At 69.7% G+C, this 24,408-nt stretch carries 20 protein-coding genes; 12 read left to right on the top strand and 8 right to left on the bottom strand.

The window, feature by feature from the left end; all coding sequences use genetic code 11:
• Positions 1-26 precede the first annotated feature (26 nt).
• Positions 27-1,244: an alpha/beta hydrolase gene (locus tag LQ326_RS14740; protein WP_234536535.1), complete on the bottom strand. Its 1,218-nt coding sequence runs from the start codon at positions 1,242-1,244 to the stop codon at positions 27-29.
• 102 nt (positions 1,245-1,346) lie between these two features.
• Positions 1,347-1,973: a TetR family transcriptional regulator gene (locus LQ326_RS14735; protein WP_234536533.1), complete on the bottom strand. Its 627-nt coding sequence runs from the start codon at positions 1,971-1,973 to the stop codon at positions 1,347-1,349.
• Between the two features lie 66 nt (positions 1,974-2,039).
• Here LQ326_RS14735 and LQ326_RS14730 point away from each other — a divergent pair, with 66 nt between their 5' ends.
• Together LQ326_RS14730 and LQ326_RS14725 are read left to right on the top strand one after the other, a co-directional pair.
• Positions 2,040-3,659, top strand: coding sequence for an MFS transporter (locus tag LQ326_RS14730; protein WP_234536531.1), 1,620 nt, complete (start codon positions 2,040-2,042; stop codon positions 3,657-3,659).
• Positions 3,660-4,133: 474 nt separating this feature from the next.
• Entirely contained in the window at positions 4,134-4,421 is a 288-nt protein-coding gene (locus LQ326_RS14725) for a small hydrophobic protein (RefSeq protein ID WP_234536899.1), read from the top strand.
• A gap of 277 nt (positions 4,422-4,698) precedes the next feature.
• Here the strand turns inward: LQ326_RS14725 and LQ326_RS14720 are convergent, their stop codons facing one another.
• Both LQ326_RS14720 and aceE read right to left on the bottom strand, forming a co-directional pair.
• On the bottom strand, positions 4,699-5,577 hold the full coding sequence (locus LQ326_RS14720; RefSeq protein ID WP_234536529.1) for a potassium channel family protein: 879 nt from the start codon (positions 5,575-5,577) through the stop codon (positions 4,699-4,701).
• A 140-nt stretch (positions 5,578-5,717) separates the two neighbouring features.
• Complete coding sequence (gene aceE, locus LQ326_RS14715; protein ID WP_234536527.1) at positions 5,718-8,465, bottom strand: pyruvate dehydrogenase (acetyl-transferring), homodimeric type; 2,748 nt, start codon at positions 8,463-8,465, stop codon at positions 5,718-5,720.
• A 459-nt stretch (positions 8,466-8,924) separates the two neighbouring features.
• Here aceE and LQ326_RS14710 point away from each other — a divergent pair, with 459 nt between their 5' ends.
• From LQ326_RS14710 to LQ326_RS14685, 6 genes are all read left to right on the top strand, one after another.
• Positions 8,925-9,362, top strand: a complete 438-nt coding sequence (locus LQ326_RS14710; RefSeq protein ID WP_181803427.1) for a DUF3052 domain-containing protein — start codon at positions 8,925-8,927, stop codon at positions 9,360-9,362.
• Positions 9,363-9,477: 115 nt separating this feature from the next.
• Positions 9,478-9,936 carry a peroxiredoxin gene (locus LQ326_RS14705; protein ID WP_234536525.1) on the top strand — a complete coding sequence of 153 codons (459 nt, stop codon included), beginning with the start codon at positions 9,478-9,480 and terminating at the stop codon, positions 9,934-9,936.
• Between the two features lie 194 nt (positions 9,937-10,130).
• The gene (locus LQ326_RS14700; RefSeq protein ID WP_234536523.1) at positions 10,131-10,706 is read left to right on the top strand and encodes a TerD family protein; all 576 of its coding nucleotides are present in this window, start codon (positions 10,131-10,133) and stop codon (positions 10,704-10,706) included.
• Positions 10,707-10,823: 117 nt separating this feature from the next.
• Complete coding sequence (locus LQ326_RS14695; RefSeq protein WP_234536522.1) at positions 10,824-11,399, top strand: TerD family protein; 576 nt, start codon at positions 10,824-10,826, stop codon at positions 11,397-11,399.
• 128 nt (positions 11,400-11,527) lie between these two features.
• Positions 11,528-12,673, top strand: coding sequence for a DUF475 domain-containing protein (locus tag LQ326_RS14690; RefSeq protein WP_234536519.1), 1,146 nt, complete (start codon positions 11,528-11,530; stop codon positions 12,671-12,673).
• A 118-nt stretch (positions 12,674-12,791) separates the two neighbouring features.
• A complete protein-coding gene (locus LQ326_RS14685) occupies positions 12,792-13,526 on the top strand; it encodes a TerD family protein (RefSeq protein WP_234536897.1) in 735 nt (244 codons plus the stop codon).
• Positions 13,527-13,621: 95 nt separating this feature from the next.
• Here the strand turns inward: LQ326_RS14685 and LQ326_RS14680 are convergent, their stop codons facing one another.
• Positions 13,622-14,407, bottom strand: a complete 786-nt coding sequence (locus LQ326_RS14680) for a TerD family protein (RefSeq protein ID WP_234536517.1) — start codon at positions 14,405-14,407, stop codon at positions 13,622-13,624.
• 173 nt (positions 14,408-14,580) lie between these two features.
• Between LQ326_RS14680 and LQ326_RS14675 the strand changes: the two genes are divergently transcribed.
• The 3 genes from LQ326_RS14675 to LQ326_RS14665 are packed head-to-tail and all read left to right on the top strand — an operon-like array spanning position 14,581 to position 19,249.
• Positions 14,581-15,753 (top strand): HpcH/HpaI aldolase/citrate lyase family protein, encoded by a 1,173-nt coding sequence (locus LQ326_RS14675; RefSeq protein WP_234536514.1) that lies wholly within the window; start codon positions 14,581-14,583, stop codon positions 15,751-15,753.
• 32 nt (positions 15,754-15,785) lie between these two features.
• The gene (locus tag LQ326_RS14670) at positions 15,786-18,437 is read left to right on the top strand and encodes a phosphoribosyltransferase (protein WP_234536511.1); all 2,652 of its coding nucleotides are present in this window, start codon (positions 15,786-15,788) and stop codon (positions 18,435-18,437) included.
• Positions 18,437-19,249, top strand: a complete 813-nt coding sequence (locus tag LQ326_RS14665; protein WP_234536508.1) for an HAD family hydrolase — start codon at positions 18,437-18,439, stop codon at positions 19,247-19,249. Before LQ326_RS14670 ends, LQ326_RS14665 begins: the two co-directional genes overlap by 1 nt.
• 82 nt (positions 19,250-19,331) lie before the next feature.
• On the opposite strand, the gene LQ326_RS14660 is transcribed toward LQ326_RS14665, so the two are convergent.
• Genes LQ326_RS14660 through LQ326_RS14650 form a run of 3 tightly spaced genes read right to left on the bottom strand, consistent with a single transcriptional unit; the run spans position 19,332 to position 23,168 of the window.
• Positions 19,332-20,606, bottom strand: coding sequence for an acyltransferase family protein (locus tag LQ326_RS14660; protein WP_234536507.1), 1,275 nt, complete (start codon positions 20,604-20,606; stop codon positions 19,332-19,334).
• Complete coding sequence (locus LQ326_RS14655; RefSeq protein WP_234536504.1) at positions 20,603-22,777, bottom strand: glycosyltransferase; 2,175 nt, start codon at positions 22,775-22,777, stop codon at positions 20,603-20,605. The genes LQ326_RS14660 and LQ326_RS14655 overlap by 4 nt, the downstream gene beginning before the upstream one ends.
• A 25-nt stretch (positions 22,778-22,802) precedes the next feature.
• The gene (locus LQ326_RS14650) at positions 22,803-23,168 is read right to left on the bottom strand and encodes a hypothetical protein (protein ID WP_234536502.1); all 366 of its coding nucleotides are present in this window, start codon (positions 23,166-23,168) and stop codon (positions 22,803-22,805) included.
• Positions 23,169-23,383: 215 nt separating this feature from the next.
• Here LQ326_RS14650 and LQ326_RS14645 point away from each other — a divergent pair, with 215 nt between their 5' ends.
• Positions 23,384-24,391: a glycoside hydrolase family 26 protein gene (locus LQ326_RS14645; RefSeq protein WP_234536500.1), complete on the top strand. Its 1,008-nt coding sequence runs from the start codon at positions 23,384-23,386 to the stop codon at positions 24,389-24,391.
• Positions 24,392-24,408 lie beyond the last annotated feature (17 nt).

Raw genomic sequence — 24,408 nt, 5'->3', positions numbered from 1 at the left:
CGCGCATACCGCACTTCCTGCTGTCTCTACGCGCGTCCGGCCATCAACGTGCCGGACAAACCCGCCCGGCACCCGTCATCGTCGTGGGCGCAGGTCACCGCGCCATATGCGCCGACTCCGACGTCGGCGAGGTTGCGCAGACTGTCCGTGCCGGGCTCGAAGTAACCGGCGTGGCCCTCGGCGTCGTGCGCCGACAGCACCCGGGCGCCGAAGGAGGAGGAGACGGGGTCGGCCCCGTGGCCGAGACCGCCGAGCTCCAGATAGGGGACGTCCTGGATCCAGTCGGTGGCGTCCCGCATCGCCCACACCCTGGCCGAGGTGCCCAGGTGGGAGGCGTTCTCGACCCGCATCCCGGGGCTCGCGGCCACGGCTATGTCGGCCACCTGCTCCGGCATGGCGTGCGCGGCCACCCCGCAGACCACCGAGCCGTAGCTGTGGCAGAACAGCGCCACCGGCGTCTCGCCGGGCAGCGCGCGCAGCAGCGCGTTGAGGCGTACGGCGCCCTGCTCGGCGGCCATCCCGGTCGCCGCGCCCACGCCGAGGCCGTCGGGCGCGGTGTAGTCGGCCCAGGCGATCACCGCCGTGCGGGTCGTGGGGCTCGCCGTGCGCTCGGCCCGGTACAGCGACTTGGCCATGCCGACCGGCGCGGTGTACCGGCGGTACGTCCGCTGGAAGGTGAGCAGGTCGGTGTCGACCCCGGGGACGACGACGGAGATCCGCTCGGCCCTGGTGAGGTCGCCGAACACCTCGGCGACCCGGCCGCTGCCGTCCGGGTCGAAGGCGAGGATCTGCCGTCCCTTCGCCATCAGCGCCTCGTAGCGGTGCATGCGACGGCCGGCGTCCTGTTGCCCGGCCGTGCTGAGCCGGGGGTCGTGCATGCGCTTCTTCTCGAGGGCGCGCTGCTGGTCGAGGGCGATGTCGTTGGCCCGGTAGCGCAGTCGGGCCGGGGCGCCGTTCATGTTGCCCACGGCGAGCGGGTAACGGCGCACGAGCCGGTCGCGCTCCCGTGCGGTGAGCGACGCGAAGAACTGGGCGAGGAGCGCGGGCGACGCCTTCGGGTCCGGCAGGCGCAGGCCGTCGACCCTGCCGTGCTCCCATTTGTCGAGGGAGGTCTGCAGGGCGGTGGTCTCGCGGTGCGTGCGCAGGGCGGTCCAGCCGGTGGTCGCGAGCATCACGAAGACGACGGCCAGGGCCAGCAGTGCGCGCCAGACGTTGAGCGGCGGGGAGGTGTCGAAGGAAGTCACTGGGAGGACACACTAGGAGAACGAGGGGGTCTCGCGGTAACCGAGTGACAGTTATCACGTTTCGGCAAACGTGAGGCCGATCTCAGGCCCGTGTGAAGGGATTCAGCCCTCGCGCCAGTTCCCGGTGAGCGCCGGTCCCACCTGATCGAGATACGACGCGGTGAGTTGACGGATCGTCGTGACGCTGAAGTCCTCGCCGACCGACCAGTGCCGCTCGGTGACCCGGACGACCGCGCCGAACACCGCGACCACGAGCCGCGGCCGGGGATCGCGGTCCGGGTCGACGCCCTCCCGCTCGGCGACGATCCGCGCGATCTCCTCCTCCGTCTCCGACTGGCGCCGCAGATGGGCGGCGAACAGGGCCGGGGTCGCCTCGATCATCTTGTACGTGCGCAGGAACAGTTCGACCGGCACGTACCGCTCGATGGCCTGCTCGATGGTGTCCCAGCTGTCCAGGACCGACCGGCGCAGCGCTTCCAGCGGGGGCTCCTCGGGCGGGCGGCGGCGCACCGCCTCGACGTAGTGCTCCTCGGTGAGCCGCGGCACGAAGAAGGCCACGTCCTCCTTGCTGGCGAAGTAGCGGAAGAAGGTGCGCTGGGAGACGTCGACGGACGCGGCGATCTCGTCGACGGTGGTGTGCTCGTAGCCCTGGGTCACGAACAGTTCGAGCGCGGCGCGCAACAGCGCGTCCCGGGTGCGCTGTTTCTTGCGTTCGCGCAGCGTTTCCATGCCTGACAGTTACTGACTAGTGATTTTGTTTGTCAACTGTCAGTGGCTGTCACTAGCCTCGAAGGCATGACTAGTCAGACCACGATCGACACGGCGGGGTCGGGGGACAAGGCGGTTGCCGCCCCGTCGGACCGGCCGCCGGCCTCCGGCCTGCGCGGCCATCCCTGGTTCACCCTGATAACCGTCGCCGTCGGGGTCATGATGGTGGCTCTCGACGGCACCATCGTGGCCATCGCCAACCCGGCGATCCAGAAGGACCTCGGCGCCACCTTCGCCCAGGTCCAGTGGATCACCAACGGCTACTTCCTGGCCCTCGCGGTCTCCCTGATCACCGCGGGCAAGCTCGGCGACCGCTTCGGCCACCGGCAGACGTTCCTGATCGGCGTCGTCGGCTTCGCCGCCGCCTCGGGCGCCATCGGCCTCTCCGACAGCATCGGCCTGGTCGTCACCTTCCGCGTCTTCCAGGGGCTGTTCGGCGCGCTGCTGATGCCGGCCGCGCTCGGCCTGCTGCGCGCCACCTTCCCGGCCGAGAAGCTCAACATGGCGATCGGCATCTGGGGCATGGTGATCGGCGCCTCCACCGCGGGCGGTCCCATCCTCGGGGGTGTGCTGGTCCAGCACGTCAGCTGGCAGTCGGTGTTCTTCATCAACGTGCCGGTCGGCGCGCTCGCCCTGGTCCTCGGCCTGGTGATGCTGCTCGACCACCGCGCCGACAACGCGCCGCGCTCCTTCGACCTGCTCGGCATCGCCCTGCTCTCCGGCGCCATGTTCTGCCTGGTCTGGGCCCTCATCAAGGCGCCGAGCTGGGGCTGGGGCGACGGCAAGACGTGGACGTTCATCGCCGTGTCGGCGCTGGGCTTCGGCCTCTTCTCCTTCTGGGAGACGAGGGTGAAGGAGCCGCTCGTCCCGCTGGGCCTGTTCCGCTCCGTCCCGCTCTCGGCGGGCGTCGTGCTCATGGTCCTGATGGCCATCGCCTTCATGGGCGGCCTGTTCTTCGTGACGTTCTACCTCCAGAACGTGCACGGCATGGACCCGGTCGACGCCGGTCTCCATCTCCTCCCGCTCACCGGCATGATGATCGTCGGCTCCCCGCTGGCCGGCGCCGCGATCACCAGGCTCGGCCCGCGCATCCCGCTGGCCGGCGGCATGGCGGCCACCGCGATCGCCATGTACGGCATGTCCACGCTGAACGCGGCCACCGGCAGCGCGCTCATGTCGCTCTGGTTCGCCCTGCTCGGCCTCGGCCTCGCGCCGGTCATGGTCGGCGCCACCGAGGTCATCGTCGGCAACGCGCCGATGGAGCTGTCCGGTGTGGCCGGCGGTCTCCAGCAGGCCGCGATGCAGATCGGCGGCAGCCTCGGTACGGCGGTTCTCGGCGCCGTGATGGCCTCCAAGGTCGACAGCGATCTGCCGGGCAACTGGGCCGACGCGGGGCTGCCGAAGCTGACCTCCGCCCAGCTGGCCCAGGCCTCGGAGGCGGTCCAGGTCGGTGTCGCGCCGGTCGCCAAGGGGACGCCGGAGGAGATCGCCGCGAAGATCACGGGCGTCGCGCACGACACGTTCATCTCCGGCATGAGCCTCGCCTCGCTGGTCGCGGCGGGCGTGGCGGCGGCCGCGATCCTGGTCGCGCTGTTCACCAAGCGCGGCGAGAACGCGGACTCGGGCGCGGGCGTCGGCCACATCTAGTGCTGCGACCGGAAAGGTTCACCGGCTCGCGACGCCCGGCACGGCACCTCGCCGCGTTGTCGCATCACCCGAGTACATCCAGTACGCGGGCGATGCTCCGCCTTGCGATGCACCGCACCGGACGCCGCGAGCTTTCCGGCAAACCTTCCCGGCCACAGCACTAGCGTTCACGCACCGGATCCGTATGTCCCCTTTGTCTGGATGGAGTTCCCCTATCAAGGTGACTCCGCTAAAGATTCCTGGCCTTCGGCGCGCACGCCAGGTGACAGTGGGACAACCGGGCTGGTTGAGCCGGGACTCCCCGCGCTTCGGCGCGGGGAGGGATCACAGTGGGTCAAGTCCTTTGCGGGGCAGGGGAGGACACCGGCCGCGGCGCGCTGCTGGAGGGGGGCAGCGCGCGGGCAGGTCTGCCGGGGCGGAAGCGGGGTACCCGGTCATCAACCCGAACAGTCCGTGCGGACCGAGGAGTTGATGATGGCGAGCTTCGGGCAACGAACACGCGGGTACCCCCGTTCACGTGGCCGCGTAGGCCCACGGGACGGGCTGGACCGCGACACGCTGGGCATCATCGGCACGATCTGCGCGGTCGCCGGCTTCTTCACGCTGGGGATCGTGCTGGGGCCGTTGGCACTGGCGTGCGGCTGGTTCTCCATGGGTCGGGCATGGAACCCGAAGAGCTCGATACCGGCGCTGGTCGCGGTGGTGCTGGGGGCGATCGACACGCTGCTGGCGCTGCTGTGGCTGGGCGGCGTATCGCTCTAGCGCGCGGGCCGGTGGGGCTGGTCGCGCCCACGCGCGGCGCAGCCGCCCATCGATACAGCCCTGCGCCCCTGAGGGGCGCGCTGCACAGCCGTGTCCTACACAGCTGCGGGCAGTCGTGCCGCTGGGGCGGCACGGGTGGGCGCAGCGGCACCGGTCGGCGCCGGTGAGCGCACCCCTCGCCGCCACCTCGGCGCTGAGGGCGGCGACCTCCGCCCTGAGCGCCCGCACTTCCTCGGTCAGCTTCCTTGCAGCGGGCAGTGGTGCCTCCCCCAGTGCCTCAAGGGCCTGGGAGGTGCCCCCAGGGGCGATGGGGGTCCCCCCGCTCGAGCGAAGTCGAGAGCGGGGGAGGGTGTGCGCTGGGGGTCCCCCCGGCCGAAGGCTGGGGGAGGCACCCGGTCGGCGCCGGTGAGCGCGCCCCACCCCCCGCCGTCACCTCGGCGCTGAGGGCGGCGACCTCCGCCCTGAGCGCCCGCACTTCCTCGGTCAGCATCCCGATCGCCTCGGTCTGCCGGCGTTCCTCCATGTCGTCCTTCTCGAACCGTGCGATGAACCACGTGGCGATGTTGGCCGTCACCACACCCAGCAGGGCGATCCCGGCGAGCATCAGGCCCACCGCGATCATGCGGCCCAGCCCCGTCGTCGGCGCGTGGTCCCCGTACCCCACCGTCGTCATCGTCGTGAACGACCACCACAGCGCGTCACCCAGCGTCCGGATGTTCCCGTTCGGCGAGTCGCGTTCCACCGAGAGCACGGCCAGCGAGCCGAACATCAGCAGCCCCACCACCGCGCCCACGACATACGTCGTCAGCCGGATCTGCGAGGCCATCCGCGCCCGCCGGCCCACCAGTATCAGCGTGGCGACGAGCCGCAGCAGCCGCAGCGGCTGGAGCAGCGGCAGCACCACCGCGCCCAGGTCTGCCCAGTGCGTCCGCACGAACTCCCGGCGCCGGGGCGCCAGCGCCAGCCGCACCAGGTAGTCGAGGGCGAAGGAACCCCACACCACCCACTCCGCCACCGTGCACGCGGCGGTGAGCACGTGCCCGGCCGAACGGTCCACGATCGGCAGCGCGTAGGCGACGGCGAAGCCCACCGCGAGCGCCAGCAGAGGCCGTTGAGTGAGCTGCTCCCAACGAACCTGCGCGGACTGTTCCTTCATGTGCGCATCGTAGGCATCATCCGCGCCCCGAAGGGGCGCGGGACCGCGTCGAGCTGCGGCTCCGCCGCGTGGGCGCGACCAGCCCCCACCGGACCCGCAGCTCCCCTACCCTCTTCCCCGGCCGAAGCCGAGCGCAACGGCTACGCGTCGCCGCCCGCCACGCCCGGGTGCGCCGCCGTGACGTCCAGCAGCTGGTACCGGTCGATGGCCTGCTTGAGCACCGAGCGGTCGAGCCTGCCCTCCCGGGCCAGTTCGGTCAGCACCGCGACCACGATCGTCTGCGCGTCGATGTGGAAGAACCGGCGCGCCGCGCCCCGCGTGTCGGCGAAGCCGAACCCGTCGGCGCCCAGCGACTGGTACGTCCCCGGCACCCAGCGCGCGATCTGGTCCGGAACCGATCGCATCCAGTCGGACACGGCCACGAACGGACCCTCGGCGTCGCTCAGCTTCCGCGTCACCCACGGCACCCGCTGCTCCTCGTCCGGGTGCAGCAGGTTGTGCTCCTCGCAGGCCACGGCCTCGCGCCGCAGCTCGTTCCAGGAGGTGGCGGACCAGACGTCGGCCCTGACGCCCCAGTCCGCGGCGAGGATCCGCTGGGCCTCCATGGCCCACGGGACCGCCACGCCCGACGCCATGATCTGCGCCGGGAGCGTGCCCGCCGTGCCCGCGCTGATCCGGTGGACACCCTTGAGGATGCCCTCCACGTCCACGTCGGCCGGCTCGGCCGGGTGCTGGATCGGCTCGTTGTAGAGGGTCAGGTAGTAGAAGACGTTCTCGCCGTGCGGGTGCTCCGCGTCCCCGCCGTACATGCGGCGCAGGCCGTCCCGGACGATGTGGGCGATCTCGTACGAGTACGCCGGGTCGTAGGCCACGCACGCCGGGTTCGTCGAGGCGAGCAGCTGGGAGTGGCCGTCGGCGTGCTGGAGGCCCTCGCCGGTCAGGGTCGTACGGCCGGCGGTCGCGCCCAGGACGAAACCGCGCGCCAGCTGGTCGGCCATCTGCCAGAACTGGTCGCCGGTGCGCTGGAAGCCGAACATCGAGTAGAAGACGTAGACCGGGATGAGCGGCTCGCCGTGCGTGGCGTAGGCGGAGCCCGCGGCGATGAGGGAGGCCGTGCAGCCCGCCTCCGAGATGCCGTCGTGCAGCATCTGGCCGGTCGGGGACTCCTTGTAGGCGAGCAGCAGGTCGCGGTCGACCGCCTCGTACTGCTGGCCAAGCGGGTTGTAGATCTTCGCACTCGGGAAGAAGGAGTCCATGCCGAAGGTGCGGTACTCGTCCGGTGCGATCAGTACGAAGCGGCGGCCGAGCTCCTTGTCCCGCATGAGGTCCTTGAGCAGTCGCACGAACGCCATGGTCGTGGCGATCGACTGCTGGCCGGTGCCCTTCTTCACGGTCGCGTACGCCTTGTCGTCCGGCAGGGCGAGGGGCTTGGAGCGTACGACGCGGGTCGGGACGTAGCCGCCGAGGCCCTTGCGCCGGTCGTGCATGTACTGGATCTCCTCCGAGTTCCGGCCCGGGTGGTAGTACGGCGGCAGGCCGGACTCCAGCTCCTTGTCGGAGATCGGCAGGTGCAGGCGGTCCCGGAAGCCCTTGAGGTCGGCGACCGTCAGCTTCTTCATCTGGTGCGTGGCGTTGCGGCCCTCGAAGTTCGGGCCCAGCGTCCAGCCCTTGATCGTCTTGGCCAGGATGACCGTCGGCTGGCCCTTGTGCTCGGTGGCAGCCTTGAACGCCGCGTAGATCTTGCGGTGGTCGTGGCCGCCGCGGCCCAGGTGCAGGATCTGGTCGTCGGTCATGTTCTCGACCATCGCGCGCAGCCGCTGGTCGTCGCCGAAGAAGTGCTCACGGATGTAGGCGCCGGACTCGGTGGCATAGGTCTGGAACTGCCCGTCGGGGGTGGTGTTCATCTTGTTGACGAGCACGCCGTCGCGGTCCTGGGCGAGCAGCGGGTCCCAGGTGCGGTCCCAGACCAGCTTGATCACGTTCCAGCCGGCGCCGCGGAAGACCGACTCCAGCTCCTGGATGATCTTGCCGTTGCCGCGCACCGGGCCGTCGAGGCGCTGGAGGTTGCAGTTGACGACGAAGGTCAGGTTGTCCAGGCCCTCGCGGGCGGCGATGGACAGCTGGCCGAGCGACTCCGGCTCGTCCATCTCGCCGTCGCCGAGGAACGCCCAGACGTGCGACTTGGAGGTGTCGGCGATCCCGCGCGCCTGCATGTAGCGGTTCATCCGCGCCTGGTAGATCGCGCCGATCGGGCCGAGGCCCATCGACACCGTCGGGAACTCCCAGAAGTCCGGCATCGAGCGCGGGTGCGGGTAGCTGGAGAGGCCGTCCGGGTACTTCGACTTCTCCTGGCGGAAACCGTCCAGCTGGGTCTCGCTGAGCCGGTCGAGCAGGAACGCGCGGGCGTAGATGCCGGGCGAGGCGTGGCCCTGGAAGAAGACCTGGTCGCCGCCGAGGCCGTCGTCCTTGCCGCGGAAGAAGTGGTTGAAACCGACGTCGTAGAGCGAGGCCGAGGAGGCGAAGGTGGCGATGTGGCCGCCGACCCCGATGCCCGGGCGCTGGGCGCGGGAGACCATCACCGCGGCGTTCCAGCGGGTCGCGTTGAGGACCTTGCGCTCGATCTCCTCGTTGCCCGGGAAGAACGGCTCGGCCCGGGTCGGGATCGTGTTGACGTAGTCCGTGCTGCGCATCTCGGGCACCGCCACGCGCCGCTCGCGGGCGCGCTCGATCAGGCGGAGCATCAGATAGCGGGCCCGCTCGCGGCCGCGCTCGTCCACGGCGGCGTCGAGCGAGTCGAGCCACTCCTGGGTTTCCTCGGGGTCGAAGTCAGGAACCTGACTCGGAAGGCCGCCAATGATGATCGGGTTGCGATCGGATCCGGAAGCCACGCTGTTCCTTACCTGTCAGAGGGCCACTGATTCCCTGTTTTTTGCTGGTCTTGCTGGTCTTGCTGGTTTTGCTGGTTTCGCCGTTGCCCCGCGCCTTGCCTGCACCGCTGTCCATCGTCCACCCCGGGGCCGCGCGCGTCATCTCTACCGCGAGGTAACTGGGGACCGGCCAAAACGCAACGATACGCCCGGGGTGTGACGCCCCTGGCAAACTCGTTCGACCGCCGTATGTGAGGATGATTCCGAAAGGGACTTAGCGGGCAAATAGGAGTGGTGTGTGCCACCGCTGCCCGCGATACGGTGCCGGGAGTTGCGACGACACGGCCGGGATCGTCACCGTTTCGGCGGTCTGCACGGCCGGGTACTTGCGCGATCCGTCCCGCCCGTGTGGACTACGGCCAATGCTTCGCGCACGCGCGTGGCTGAGTTCATCACCAAGACATGATCAGGAGGCAACCCGTGAGCGCGACCGCGGACCACGCGGAGGAGCGGACCACCCCTGCCGTCAGGCTGGGGTTCCAGCCAGACCAGGTGGTCCAGGAGATCGGCTACGACGACGACGTCGACCAGGAGCTCCGCGAGTCCATCGAAGACACCATCGGCACCGAGTTGGTGGACGAGGACTACGACGACGTGGCCGACGCCGTGGTGCTGTGGTTCCGGGAGGATGACGGCGACCTGACGGACGCGCTGGTCGACGCCCTCGGCTTCCTCGAAGAGGGCGGCTCGATCCTGCTGCTGACGCCGAAGACCGGCCGCGACGGCTACGTCGAGCCGAGCGACATCGGCGAGGCGGTCACGACCGCCGGCCTCTCGCAGACCAAGAGCGTCAGCGTCGGCAAGGACTGGAACGGAAGCCGGCTGAACACGCCGAAGGCGGCCGCCAAGAAGCGCTGAGCCCCGCCGGTGGACGGACCGTGCCGGTCCGTCCACCGGCCGGCCGTGATCGCCGCGCGGGGGCCGCCGCCTTAGGGTGGTCTCACCCGAACAGCCCCTGACGATGGGAAGCGCGATGGCGATCCAGGTCGGCGACAAGGCGCCCGACTTCGAGCTCAAGGACAACCACGGCCGGGCCGTGAAGCTGTCCGAATTCCGTGGCGAGAAGAACGTGGTGCTGCTCTTCTATCCCTTCGCCTTCACCGGCGTGTGCACCGGCGAGCTGTGCGAGCTGCGGGACAACCTGCCGAGGTTCGAGGACCGCGACACCCAGCTGCTGGCCGTCTCCAACGACTCCATCCACACCCTGCGGGTCTTCGCCGAGCAGGAGGGCCTGGAGTACCCGCTGCTGAGCGACTTCTGGCCGCACGGAGAGACCTCCCGCGCCTACGGCGTCTTCGACGAGGCCAAGGGCTGCGCCGTCCGCGGCACCTTCGTCATCGACAAGGAGGGTGTCGTGCGGTGGACCGTGGTCAACGGCCTGCCGGACGCCCGTGACCTGAACGACTACGTGACGGCGCTCGACGCGCTGTGACGCCCTCGCGGCCCTTGCCGCCCTCGCGGGGCCGGTTCTCCGGGCCCCCTAGGGGGCGGCACGGCCGACACCCCGTGATTCTTCGGGGTCCAGGGCCTGCATGCGGCGGGAACCCGTCACTAGGATCGAGACGTTGATCCGGTATCCGAAGCACCACGGGGGCTCCCCGCCCCTGGACACACATGGGAGGACTCGTGGGAGTCAGCCTCAGCAAAGGCGGCAACGTATCGCTGACGAAGGAGGCCCCCGGTCTGACCGCGGTCCTCGTCGGTCTGGGCTGGGATGTCCGGACCACCACCGGCACCGACTTCGACCTGGACGCCAGCGCGCTCCTGCTGAACTCGGCCGGGAAGGTCGCCAGCGACCAGAACTTCGTCTTCTTCAACAACCTCAAGAGCCCCGAGGGCTCGGTCGAGCACACCGGCGACAACCTCACCGGTGAGGGCGAGGGCGACGACGAGGTGATCAAGGTCAACCTCGCCGCGGTCCCTGCCGACGTCGACAAGATCGTCTTCCCGGTGTCGATCTACGACGCCGACAACCGCCAGCAGTCCTTCGGCCAGGTCCGCAACGCGTTCATCCGCGTCGTGAACCAGGCGGGCGGCGCCGAGATCGCCCGCTACGACCTGTCCGAGGACGCCTCGACCGAGACCGCCATGGTCTTCGGCGAGCTGTACCGCAACGGAGCGGAGTGGAAGTTCCGCGCCATCGGCCAGGGCTACGCCTCCGGCCTGCGCGGCATCGCCCAGGACTTCGGCGTCAACGTCTGAGCCTCACGAACGCCCCGGGGCGTTCGCACGTCCGCACTGTCCGGCGCCGCACCGTTTACGGTCGGCGCCGGACGCGCAGGACAACCGGAGAAACACCGCTAGGGGAGGACCATCATCATGGGCGTCACGCTCGCCAAGGGGGGCAATGTCTCCCTCTCCAAGGCCGCACCGAACCTCACCAACGTCATGATCGGACTCGGCTGGGACGCCCGCTCCACCACCGGCGCCCCCTTCGACCTGGACGCCAGCGCACTGCTGTGCCAGGGCGGCCGGGTCCTCGGCGACGAGTGGTTCGTCTTCTACAACCAGCTCAAGAGCCCGGAGGGCTCCGTGGAGCACACCGGCGACAACCTCACCGGTGAGGGCGAGGGCGACGACGAATCGATTCTGGTCGACCTGCCCAAGGTGCCGGCCAACTGCGACAAGATCGTGTTCCCGGTCTCGATCCACATGGCGGACGAGCGCGCCCAGACCTTTGGCCAGGTCTCCAACGCCTTCATCCGGGTCGTCAACCAGGCCGACGGCCAGGAACTCGCCCGCTACGACCTGTCCGAGGACGCCTCCACCGAGACCGCCATGATCTTCGGCGAGCTCTACCGCTACCAGAACGAGTGGAAGTTCCGGGCCGTCGGCCAGGGGTACGCCTCCGGTCTGCGGGGCATCGCGCTCGACTTCGGAGTGAACGTCTCATAGGACCTTCTCCGCCGGATTGGGGGCCGACCGAGCCGTAGGACACGGGTTCCCTCTAGACTTCGTGGTCAACAGTGAGTAAAGCCGAGTACGGCGCGAGCGAGACCCGTACATACACGATTGGGTAGCCAGTGCTTCTGAAAACCTTCGGCTGGTCGTTCGCGATCACCGCGCTCGGCCTGGTCGCCGCGGTCTTCTACGGGGGGTGGGAGGCCTTCGGCATCGTGGCCATCCTTGCCGTCCTCGAGATCTCCCTGTCGTTCGACAACGCGGTCGTCAACGCCGGAATCCTGAAGAAGATGAACGACTTCTGGCAGAAGATCTTCCTCACGGTCGGCGTCCTCATCGCGGTCTTCGGCATGCGGCTGGTCTTCCCTGTCGTCATCGTCGCGATCACCGCCAAGATGGGCCCCATCGAGGCCGTCGACCTCGCGCTCAACAACAAGGACCGCTACCAGCAGCTGGTCACCGACGCCCACCCGGCGATCGCCGCCTTCGGTGGCATGTTCCTGCTGATGATCTTCCTCGACTTCATCTTCGAGGACCGGGACATCCAGTGGCTGCGCTGGATCGAACGCCCCCTCGCCAGGCTCGGCAAGGTCGACATGCTGTCGGTCTGCATCGCCCTGATCGTCCTGCTGATCACCTCCTTCACCTTCGCCACCCACGCCCACCAGCACGGCGGCGGCCACACCGACAAGGCGCAGACGGTGCTGATCGCCGGTATCGCCGGCCTGATCACGTACATGATCGTCGGTGGCCTCTCCGGGTTCTTCGAGGACCGGCTGGAGGCCGAGGAGGAGCGCGAGCACGAGCAGGAGGAAGAGGCCGAGCGCACCGGCAAGAAGAAATCGGCGGTGCTGCTGGCCGGCCAGGCCGCGTTCTTCATGTTCCTCTACCTGGAGGTCCTCGACGCGTCCTTCTCCTTCGACGGCGTGATCGGCGCGTTCGCCATCACCAACGACATCGTGCTCATGGCCCTCGGCCTCGGCATCGGCGCCATGTACGTCCGTTCGCTCACCGTCTACCTGGTCCGCCAGGGCACCCTGGACGACTACGTCTACCTGGAGCACGGCGCCCACTACGCGATCGGCGCGCTGGCCGTGATCCTGATGGTCACCATCCAGTACCAGATCAACGAGGTCATCACCGGTCTCGTCGGCGTCGTCCTGATCGGCTGGTCGTTCTGGTCCTCCGTACGGCGCAACCAGCGGCTTGCGGCGGCCGAGGGAAAAGCGGGGTCGGACGACATGGCTGAGGTCTCGTCCGGGGTCTGAACCGGCTCGCGGGCCGAAAACGGAGGGTGTGACGCCCTCCGCGACGAGGAACGCTCTGATGGGGGCGGCCGACCGGTCGGCCGCCCCCAGGCATCGGCAGGAGCTACTGGGGGCGGGAATGGGTTTCTTCGACGGGCTGCTGGGCGGGAAGGCGGCCGAGTTCGACTCGGGCAGCGCCGCGTCCAACGCCATCGAGCTCACCAGGCGGCACCAGCAGGTGTCCCTCACCAAGCAGGGCGCGGCCACCGGCAACCTGCGGATCAACCTGAGCTGGCGGATGCGGACGTCCGACTTCGACGGCGAACAGCGCAAGAGTCTGCTGCGCCACCCCTTCAAGGCGCTCAGGCCGCCGGAGGTGATCGGACACGGGCAGAGCATGGTCAACGTCGACCTCGACCTCGGGGCGCTGTACGAGCTGGCCGACGGGGCGAAGGGGGTCGTCCAGCCGCTCGGCGGCCTGCTCGGCGACGTGAACGCACCGCCGTACGTCAAGCTCAGCGGCGACGACCGGTTCGGGTCGGCGTCCGGCGAGACGATGTACATCAACCTCGATCACCGGGACAACATCAAGCGGCTGCTGGTGTTCGTGTACATCTACGACCAGACGCCGGCGTTCGACCGCACCCACGCCGTCGTCACGCTGTACCCGAGCAACGGTCCGCGCATCGAGATCGGCCTCGACGAACGGCATCCCCAGGCCCGGTCGTGTGCGGTGGTGATGATCGAGAACGTGAAGGGGGAGCTGGTCGTCCGGCGTGAGGTGAAGTTCGTGTACGGCTTCCAGGGGGAGCTGGACCGGTTGTACGGGTGGGGGCTGCAGTGGGGACGGGGGTACAAGACGGCGGAACGTTAGTCCGCCCCTCCCTGGCCGCGGGCGCGGCGCCGTCGTGGGGCGCGCCCACGGGGCGGAGCCGCACATCGACACGGCCCCGCGCCCCAGACCTCCGGCTAGCGGCCGATGAACTGCGGGCCCTGCGGAGGCAGCCGGAAGTCCGGGTTGGGGACCGTCGCCACCGGGACCGGGGCCGGCGGGGGATAGCCGTAGCCCGATTGCTGCTGCTGGGTGTAGGCGGGCTGGGGGTAGCCGTGGGTCGCCGGTGGCTGCGGATAGCCGTACGCCGGCTGGACGGGTACCGAGGTCGGCTGCTCGGGCGGGAGCGGCATGGAGGCCGGCGGTTCCTCCGGCGGTTCCGATTCGTCCACCGAGATGCCGAAGTCCGTGGCCAGGCCCTTCAGGCCGTTGCTGTAGCCCTCGCCGAGCGCGCGGAACTTCCAGCCCTCGCCCCTGCGGTACAGCTCGCCGCAGATCAGGGCCGTCTCGGCGCCGGTCTCCGGCTTGATGTCGAAGTGGGCCAGCGCCTCGGCGTCGGGTGACGCGGCGTCGTACAGCAGGATGCGCAGGGCGGGTACGTGTTCGAACGGGACACCGTCCGCCGATGCCACCAGGAGGATTCGGCCGACGGTGGGCTCGACACCGGGGAGATCTGTCTGGATGGTGTCGGTGAGGCCCTCGGCCACCCGCTTCTTGCCGAGCCGCCAGACCTTCCCGGAGGGGTGCCGGGGCTGGTTGTAGAAGACGAAGTCCTCGTCGGATCGCACACGTCCGTCGGGGCCGAGGAGCAGCGCCGAGGCGTCGACGTCCGGGACTCCCTGTCCGGGCGTCCAGCGCAGCACCGCCCGGACTGTGGTGGCTTCCAGCGGGACGTTCGACCCCTTCAGCATCGCGCGCGTCATGCGGTCATCCTGCCCTCTCGGTCCTGGTCACGACAACGTGGGGGGCCTCGCGACCGACACGGGCGGGTTACCTGAAATTCATGCCAGGCGGGAACCTCCGACATGGCTTTGTACGTACTATTACCGGCCACCCTTTACCAATTTCACAGGCTCGCACGCCACGGGGGAGTTCTATGCGTCATTTCGGGCACATTGCACCTGAGGTGCGGCAGCGCCTCTTCCACCAGGAGCCGTGCGAGTTCACCGCCGACTCCCCGGCGCGGCTGCTCTCCGCGGCCCTGGGCGCCACGCTGTACAGCCCGGCCACCCGGCCGCGGCTCGCCGACGACATCGTCAAGCAGGCGGGTCTCGGCGTGGTCTCGATGGTGCTGTGCCTGGAGGACTCCATCGGCGACGAGGACGTGGTGGCCGGCGAGGAGAACCTCGTCCGGCAGTTCGCCGACCTGGCCGGGCGGGAGCGGGCGGGCGCGCCGCTTCCGCTGCTCTTCATCCGGGTGCGGGAGCCCGAGCAGATCTCCGACCTGGTACGACGGCTGGGCGCGAGCGTGTCGCTGCTCTCCGGGTTCGTGTTCCCGAAGTTCACCGAGGAGCGCGGCATCCCCTTCCTGCAGGCCCTGGACGGCGCCGTGCTGCACAGCGGGCGCCGGCTGTTCGGGATGCCGGTGCTGGAGACCCCCGAGCTGATGTACCGGGAGACGCGCGTGGACGCCCTGGAGGGCATCGCCCGCGCCGTCGGCAAGTACCGCGACAAGGTGCTGGCGCTGCGCCTCGGCGTGACCGACTTCTGCTCGTCCTACGGGCTGCGGCGGGCCCCCGACATGACCGCCTACGACGTGCAGATCATCGCCTCCGTCATCGCCGACGTGGTGAACATGCTCGGGCGGGCCGACGGCACCGGGTTCACGGTGACCGGCCCGGTGTGGGAGTACTTCCGGGTTCCCGAGCGCATGTTCAAGCCGATGCTGCGGACCAGCCCCTTCCTGGAGGGGCAGGCCGTGGAACTGCGCAACCGGCTCATCGAGCACGCCATGGACGGCCTGCTGAGGGAGATCTCCCTCGACCAGGCCAACGGACTGCTCGGCAAGACCTGCATCCACCCGTCCCACGTCATCCCCGTGCACGCACTGTCCGTGGTCAGTCACGAGGAGTTCTCCGACGCCCAGGACATCCTGCGGCCGGAACGCGGCGGCGGGGGTGTACTTCGCTCGGCCTACACGAACAAGATGAACGAGGTGAAGCCGCACCGCGCCTGGGCCGAGCGGACCATGCTCCGCGCCGAGGTGTTCGGCGTGGCCAACGAGGACGTCGGCTTCGTGGAACTGCTCGCCGCCGGGATACCGGGTTGACGGGCTCCAGGGGACGACGACACAGGGATCGCATGAACATCGCAGCGAACAACGGGGACTGGTCCGGCAGCTGGGTCGCCGAGCGGCTCGGCGTCGAACTCGTGGGCGACGACGGCCTGACGGCCCTCCTCGGCCTCGCCCTGCGCCGCAACCCCAGACGGGCCCACCTGCTGGTCTCCAACGTGCTCGGCAAGCACGTACCGCAGTCGCCGTCGGTGGTGTACGGGCACGGCTTCGCCCTCGGCCGGCGGGTACGTGACCTGCTCGGCGAGCGGGAGGCGGCGCGGGCGGTGGTCGTCGGTTACGCGGAGACGGCGACCGGCCTCGGCCACTCCGTCGCCGACGGCCTCGGCCTCGCCCCCTACCTGCACTCCACCCGCCGCCCGGTCGCCGGGGTGACCCCGGCCGGCGGCTTCGAGGAGTCCCACTCCCACGCGACGTCCCACCTGCTGCTGCCGGAGGACCCCGCACTGCTCGCCGCCGACGGGCCGCTGGTCCTGGTCGACGACGAGTTCTCCACCGGCAACACGGTCCTGAACACGATCCGGGACCTGCACGCCCGTTACCCACGGAAACGTTACGTCGTGGTGGCTCTGGTGGACATGCGGTCGCGGGAGGACGCGGGGCGCTTGGCGGACTTCGCCGGTGAGATCGGCGCCAGGGTGGACCTGGTGGCGGCGGCGTCGGGGACCGTACGCCTGCCGGAGGGCGTGCTGGAGAAGGGACAGGAGCTGGTCGCGCGGTACGAGGAGAGTGCCGCGACAGGTGATGCGCCGTCCGCGGCCGGGTCGGGGCCGGCCGGGCAGTTCCCCGCGCCCCTGGGCGGGTGGACCGGTGGTCGGCCTCAAGGGCAACGCCCCGAAGGGGCGCGGGGCCGTACTGAATCCGCGGCTGCCGCCGGGTGGGCGCGACCAGCCCCCACCCAGCCGCACCAGACCGGCAACCGCACCACCCCTCACCCCACCCGCGTCGACCTGCGCTGGCCGCAGGGCCTCCCCGACGGCGGACGGCACGGCTTCACCCCGGCCCACCGGATACGCCTCGAAACGGCCCTCCCCGCGATAGCGGCCCGGGTCGCCGAAGCGCTCCCCGCCGACGCCCGCCGCGTACTGACGCTCGGCTTCGAAGAGCTGATGTACGCCCCCCTCCGCATCGCCCGCGAGCTGGAAGCCCTGGTCGCCGCCGAGGTGCGGTACTCCACCACCACCCGCTCACCCGTCCTGGCCGTCGACGACCCCGGCTACGCCATCCGCAGCCGCCTCGTCTTCCCGGCCCACGACAACCCGGCCGACGGCCCCGGCGAGCGCTACGCGTACAACGTGGCCGGCGCCGGCTTCGACGCCGTCGTCCTGTTCGTCGACTCGGCCGGCGACACCCCCGAACTGCACGCCCCCGGCGGCCTGCTGGACCGGCTCGGTGCGCATGCCCCGCACGTCCTGCTCGCGGTTGTACCGTCGTACGTCCCCGCGCCGACCGAAGAGAGCCCCGCCATGCTGCCCGAGCCCCTCCGCGGCCCCGCCTTCTCCTCGTACCCGGCGGAGGACGTCGGCTGGCTGCTCCAGGACCTCTCGGACGTCACGCTGGAGGCACCGACCGAGGAGCGCGAGGAGGCGATCCAGAGCGGCGGCGCGCACTACGCCGAGTCGCTGCCGGTGGAGTACCAGCCCAGCGACCAGTACCAGGCCCTCTTCCACGCGGCCCTGGAGACCTCCGCGGCGCGGCTCGCCGAGGCGGTCGGGGTGGTCACCGAGACCGTGCTGGCCGAGCTCCCCCATTCTCGGCTTCGCTCGAACGGGGGGACCCCCATCCCGCGGCCGGTGCTGGTGTCGCTGGCGCGGGCCGGCACCCCGGTGGGCGTGCTGATGCGCCGCTGGGCGCGGTTCCGGTACGGCCTCGACCTGCCGCACTACGCGGTGTCGATCGTGCGCGGCCGCGGTATCGACGCGAACGCGCTGCGCTGGCTGGCCGCCCACCACGACCCGCGGGACGTCGTCTTCGTCGACGGCTGGACCGGGAAGGGCGCGATCACCCGGGAACTCGCGGACGCCGTCGAGGAGTTCGAAAAACGCTCGGGTGTCTCCGGCTTCGACCCGGAGATCGCGGTGCTGGCCGACCCCGGGTCGTGCGTGCGGACGTACGGCACCCGGGAGGACTTCCTGATCCCCTCGGCGTGCCTGAACTCGACCGTCTCCGGGCTGATCTCGCGGACCGTGCTGCGGGCCGACCTGGTCGGGCCGGACGACTTCCACGGCGCGAAGTTCTACCGCGAACTGGCCGGGGCCGATGTGTCGGTGGCCTTCCTCGACGCGGTGGCCGCGCGGTTCGCGGAGACCGTGGAGGCGGTGGACGCGGCCGTGAAGGAGCTGGCCGTCGCCGACCGCACGCCCACCTGGGAGGGCTGGGCGGCCGTGGAGCGGATCAGCGAGGAGTACGGCATCCATGACGTGAACCTCGTCAAGCCGGGCGTCGGCGAGACCACCCGGGTGCTGCTGCGCCGGGTGCCCTGGAAGATCCTGGCGCGGGCCGGGGCGGGCGCCGACCTGGATCATGTGCGGCTCCTCGCCGGGCAGCGAGGCGTACCGGTGGAGGAGGTCGGCGAACTGCCGTACACCTGTGTAGGGCTGATCCACCCCAAGTACACGCGCGGGGCGACCGGCGCCGACGGCAGGGCGGTGAACGTCTGATGGCGGTGCTCGTCGCGAGCGACCTCGACCGTACGCTCATCTACTCCTCGGGTGCCCTGGCGCTGACCATGCCGGACGCGCGGGCGCCCCGGCTGCTCTGCGTCGAGGTGCACGAGGCCAGGCCCCTGTCGTACATGACGGAGACGGCCGCGCAACTGCTGACCGAGCTGGGGGACGCGGCCGTCTTCGTGCCGACGACCACCCGGACCCGTAAGCAGTACGAGCGGATCAACCTGCCGGGGCCCGCGCCGAGGTACGCCATCTGTGCCAACGGCGGGCATCTGCTGGTCGACGGGGTGTCCGACGCGGACTGGCACGGGCGGGTGCTGGCGCGGCTGGCCGACGAGTGCGCCCCGCTGGAGGAGGTGCGGGCGTACCTGACGGAGCACGCCGACCCGCTGTGGCTGCGCAAGCACCGGGTCGCCGAGGACCTGTTCGCCTACCTGGTCGTGGAGCGGGAGCTGCTGCCCGAGGAGTGGGTGAAGAGCCTCGCGGTGTGGGCGGAGAACCGTGGCTGGACGGTGTCGTTGCAGGGACGGAAGATCTACGCCGTGCCGAAACCGCTGACCAAGAGCGCGGCCATGCGGGAGGTCGCGCGCAGGACCGGGGCCGAGCTGACGCTGGCCGCCGGTGACTCGCTGCTGGACGCCGACCTGTTGCTGGCCGCGGACCGTGGCTGGCGGCCGGGACACGGGGAGCTGGCCGACGTCGGGTGGACCGGGCCGGCCATCGGCGCGTTGCCGGAGCGGGGAGTGCTCGCCGGTGAGCGAATGCTGCGGGAGTTCCTTGAGGCGGTCAGGACGGCGGGCTGAGCGGGGAGCGGTCCGCGGGTCCCACTTGCCTGGAGTCGGCGCGTCTGACGGTACGGCGGCTGACTCGCAACCTGACCGAGCACTACTGGCGTCTGCGCCTGCGTCCCTTCGAGCGGCGGGGGTACGGGAAGAGGCGTGGGCGGCGTCTGGCCGCTACGTCCTCGATCCAGCCGAAGAGGACGATGGCCAGACAGATCAGGGGTACGGCGAGGAGCAGTGGTGTCCACTGGCTCGACAGCAGCCACTGGGCGTGGTCGTAGAAGAAGGTGTTGCTCCACAGGGGGTCGATCAGGGGCTCGGTCAGGACCAGGGCGAAGGAGTGCCACAAGTAGACGGTGACAGCACGGGAGTTGAGGAGGCTGATGACGCCGTTGAAGCGTTCCAGCGGCTTGGGCCACTGTTCCCAGGAGGGGCTCAGGTGGAGTAGCAGCAGCACCGCGCCGAACGACCAGATCGCCTGGGCGACCGGTACCGCCTCCAGGTCGTGCCCGATCCGGGGGTTGTCCACCGGCGACCGCAGCAGCCACCAAAAGCCGAACATGAGTATCAGCGGAGCGATGGACGGCACGACGTACTGCGGGATCTTGCGGAGCAGTCCCTCCTGGTGGGCCATGCCGAGCAACCAGCAGGAGCCGAAGGTGGTGAAGTCGGTGGCGGCCTCCATCAGCCGGCCGGACTGGTCGACCACGCCGGAGTTGATGAAGAACGCGAGCGCCAGCGGCACCAGGAGGGTGACCCAGGGCAGCTTCCGCATCGCCTTGAGCATGAGCGGCGACAGCAGTACGTACCAGAGGTAGGCACGCAGATACCACAGCGGTACGGAGATCTGCTCGGCCCAGGAGGCAGGCAGGTGCCCTCCGAAGGTGTGCAGCGAGGCTCCGAACGGCGGCTCGCTGAGCGGCAGGACCCAGAAGGCCAGCTCGCCCCACCACCAGTGCGGGTGGTGGTTGTAGTGCGGGCCCCAGCCCTCCAGGATCATCAGCGGCACCACGACCGCGCCGAACAGCCACATCGGCGGCAGCAGTCGGCGTAGCCGGCCGCGGATCACGCTCAGCGCCGGTCTGTCGAGGGACCGCGCCATCAGCGACCCGGCCAGCGCGAACATGACCCCCATGGAGGGGAAGACGATCGGCAGCCAGGTCCAGCTGAAGTTGTGGTAGACAACCACGCGGACCAGGGCGAGCGCCCGCAGCAGGTCGAGGTAGCGGTCGCGGCCGGGCTTGGGCGCGGTTGCCGGGGCCGCCTCCTCCGGCTCCTCGCCGCGCAGCGCGGGGAACACTCCGGGGTCCAGGACCCGCAGTGCCAGGGTCTCTGACGAATCGTGGACGCCGCTGGCACCCCGTTCCACCGTACTCATGAAGACATCTCCCCTGCTGTCACGTCGAGCCCCACCTCGCCGGTGCGCTTCAGCTTCTGCCAGCGCAGCCGTCCCCCGGTCAGAGCGGTGATGGCGGACTGCAGCAGCACCATGTACATGAGCACCCTGTAGACCACCTGCTGAGCGGGCAGCGTGATCAGATGCCACGCCTTCTCTCTGTCCAGGTGGAAGGACCACCAGGCGCAGACGGCCTGCAGGGCCATCACCGCGAACCACGCCGCCAGGGTCTTGTACGCGTCGACGAAGACCACGCCGTAGACCATGCCGATGTCGAAGGCGGGTGCGAGCAGCGGGGTGACCACCATGAACAGGGAGACGAACGGCAGCCCCACCCGGCCGAAGTGGCCGGCCGGGCCCCGCTCCAGCACCGCGCGCCGGTGCTTCCACATCGCCTGCATGGTGCCGTAGCTCCAGCGGTACCGCTGCGACCACAGCTGCTTCATGCTGACGGGCGCCTCGGTCCAGGCGCGGGCGTCCTCGGCGTAGACGACCTTCCAGCCGGCCCTGTGCAGGGCCATGGTCACGTCGGTGTCCTCGGCGAGCGTGTCGTCGCTCATGCCACCCGCCTGCTGGAGTGCGGTACGGCGAAAAGCGCCGACGGCGCCGGGGATGGTCGGCATGCAGTTGAGCACGTCGTACATCCGGCGGTCCAGGTTGAAACCCATCACGTATTCGAGGTGCTGCCAGGCACCGATCAGCGTGTCGCGGTTGCCGACCTTGGCGTTGCCGGCCACGGCGCCGACGCGCGGGTCGGCGAAGGGCTGCACCAATTCCCGGACGGTGGCGGGTTCGAAGACCGTGTCGCCGTCCATCATGACGATGAGATCGTGCGACGCGGCGGCCACACCGGTGTTGAGGGCGGCCGACTTTCCCCTGTTGGACTGGCGGATCAGCCGGACCATCGGCAGGTCGAGCTCCTCCACGATGGCGGCCGTGTCGTCGCTCGATCCGTCGTCGACCACGATCACTTCGATGGGGTGGTCGCTTCTGGCCAGGGAGAGCAGGGTGTTGGTGATGCACTCCTGCTCGTTGTACGCGGGCACCACCACGGTGACCGGTTCGGTGACCGGGGCACCCCAGAAGAAACCTTTCTTCCGCACCCGCCGCACATGGACGGTGGAGAGCACCAGCATCAGCGCGAACCGTGCCATGACCAGCGCACCGACGACCGCGAGCAGGCCGACCAGCCACGGCATCAGCCTCACCGAGATGGTGGTGCACCACAGGAACGCCTTGGCGAGCCACAGGTTGTAGCCGCGGACCCTGGTGTTGGCGGAGCCGGAGCCGATCGCCTCGCCGGTGGTCTTGAAGGTGTAGCCCTGGGCCTTGAGCTTGTCGATGATGACTGGCAGTGCGGCCAGCGTCTGCGAGCGGTTGCCGCCCGCGTCGTGCAGCAGGACCATCTCGCCCTGGCCCGGGAGGTCGGGCATGGCGGCCTTGACTATGGAGTCGACGCCGGGGCGCTTCCAGTCGTCGGTGTCCTTGTTGATGAAGGCGGTGAGGTACCCCTCCGAGCCGGCCTGCTGGGTCACCGGCCACGACCAGTCGTCCAGTGCGTCCGCGGTGGAGGAGTAGGGCGGGCGGAACAGGCTGGAGTGGATGCCTGCGACACCAGCCAGCGCGAGCTGGGTCTCACTCAGCTCCCAGGTGAGCCGGGTGCCGGAGTGCAGCGCGAGGTCGGGGTGGGTGAAGGTGTGCAGCCCGATCTCGTGGCCGTCGGCCACGATCCGGCGGATCAGCGCCGGGTCGCGGGTGACCATGGAGCCGGTGACGAAGAAGTCCGCGTGGACGTTCTTGGCCTCCAGCACCTTGAGGATCTTCGGCGTCCACTCGGGGGACGGCCCGTCGTCGAAGGAGAGGACGACCGTCTTGTCCGGGATCGTGTAGCTGACCGGATTGCTGTTCTTGTCGCCGCGCGCGTCGACGACCGGGCCGCCCTCCAGCACGCGGGTGGGGACGGTGCCCTTGTCCACCGAGACGGCGATGCGCTCGTCGTGGAAGACCTCGTTGTTCGCCATGCCCCGGATCACCATCAGTGCGAGCAGGGTCGCCAGCACGGTGATCGGCAGGAAGAAACGCAAGGGGGGCGCGGCGAGTCGGCGCGGCCGCGCGAGGGACTGCCGTGAGCGTTGACGGCGGGAGCGGGACATGGACTTCCTGGTCGGTCGCGTCTGGCTACTGCGCGGCGGCGGTCACGGGGCTCGACGCCGTCGCGCCGTCCACTGGTGTCGCGATGACTGACGCGGTGGCGTCGGCGGTGGCTGCGGTGGCGGTGGTGCTGCCGGCGGAACCGGCGACGCCGGGAGCCGCGGGCACCGGCGCGTTCAGGTACTGGCTGGGCGGCGTGGTGTCCGCGGTGCGCGGGACGCGGAGCGCGGGCGCTCGCGACTGGGTCCCGACCAGGCCGGAGATCATCGCCACCACGAACCCGGTGCAGATGACACCGACCAGCCAGCCCAGACCGCGCAGACGGCGGCCTCGCTGACCGGTCTGGTCCACAAAGACGGGAGCTGGCTCGACCTCCGTGGAGGTACTGGTCATCGCAAGCCTTGAGCCTTCCTCATGGGGCGATTGCCGGTTCGGCGCCGCCGAAAGCAGTGAATGCAGAAAAGCGACAAATGTGAGAGATAACGGACATGATCCGTTCCGCCCTGATCGCACATCTAGACTAATATGCAGACTTCGTGAATGTCACGCGGGTCTCGTGGAGGTTCGGTGACTCGGCTTGCCTCTTGCCCGATGGGACCTGATGCGTGATGACAACCCGCCGCCGCGGCCGCCCTTCGGCCGCCGCGGCCCTCGTGGTCGCCGTCGTCTTCCTGGTGGGCGCCTGCGGTGGAGCGGGAAGCGGAAGCAACGCCACAGCGGTCACGGCCACCGCCCCGGCCGCGCGCTTCAAGGTCTCATCCATGCTCAAGCCGTCCAGCCCCGCACTGGGCGTCATCGACGACAAGACTCCCTGGCAGTACGGAATCGTCACAAAGTTCACCAAGGAGGCGGGCCGGGCGCCCGACATCCGCGAGTACTACAGCAACTGGGGCGACGACTTCGACACGGAAGGCAATGCCTTCCTGTGGCAGCACGGCCGGCTGCCCATGATGGCGCTGGTGCCCTCCGACACGCCGCTCGTCGACATCGCCGCGGGCAGGGACGACACCTACGTCCGTCATCTCGCGAACCAGATCGCCGCCTACGACGGGCCGCTGGCCCTTTCCTTCGCCGGCGAGATGAACGGCCCATGGAACTCCTGGGGCCCCGAGCATGCCAAGCCCGCCGCCTTCGTCGCGGCCTGGAAGCGCGTGCATGACATCTTCACCGCACAGGGCGTCACCAATGTGATCTGGGTGTGGACTCCACACGTGGTCGACTCGGGCACCCCCGCGAAACTGCGGCCCTACTACCCGGGTAACTCCTACGTCGACTGGGTCGGCCTTATCGGCTACTACGGACCCCTCGACGGCGTCGCGTTCTCCAGCCTGTTCACCCCGACCCTGCGCCAGATCTCGGACTTCTCCAGCAAGCCGGTACTGATCGCGGAGACCGGGGTGGCGCAGGACAAGAGCAAGGAAGCGCACATCCGTGACCTCTTCCAGGGTGCCGCGAAGGCCGGCGTCATCGGGATCGTCTGGTACGACCAGCGCAAGGACTGGCCGGGCAGCAAGCAGTTGATGGACTGGCGGATCAGCTCCTCGGTGGGTGCGCTGGCCGCGTTCAAGGTGGAGTCGTCCCGGAGCGGCTTCGGCCACTCGTTCAAAGGCGATTGATCCCGCGCGATCGCGGG

This window comes from Streptomyces shenzhenensis (genome assembly GCF_021462265.1).
Taxonomy (GTDB): Bacteria; Actinomycetota; Actinomycetes; order Streptomycetales; family Streptomycetaceae; genus Streptomyces; species Streptomyces shenzhenensis.
The sequence above is the reverse complement of the archived record's forward strand: the minus strand, read 5'-3'. Positions and strand labels throughout refer to the sequence as shown.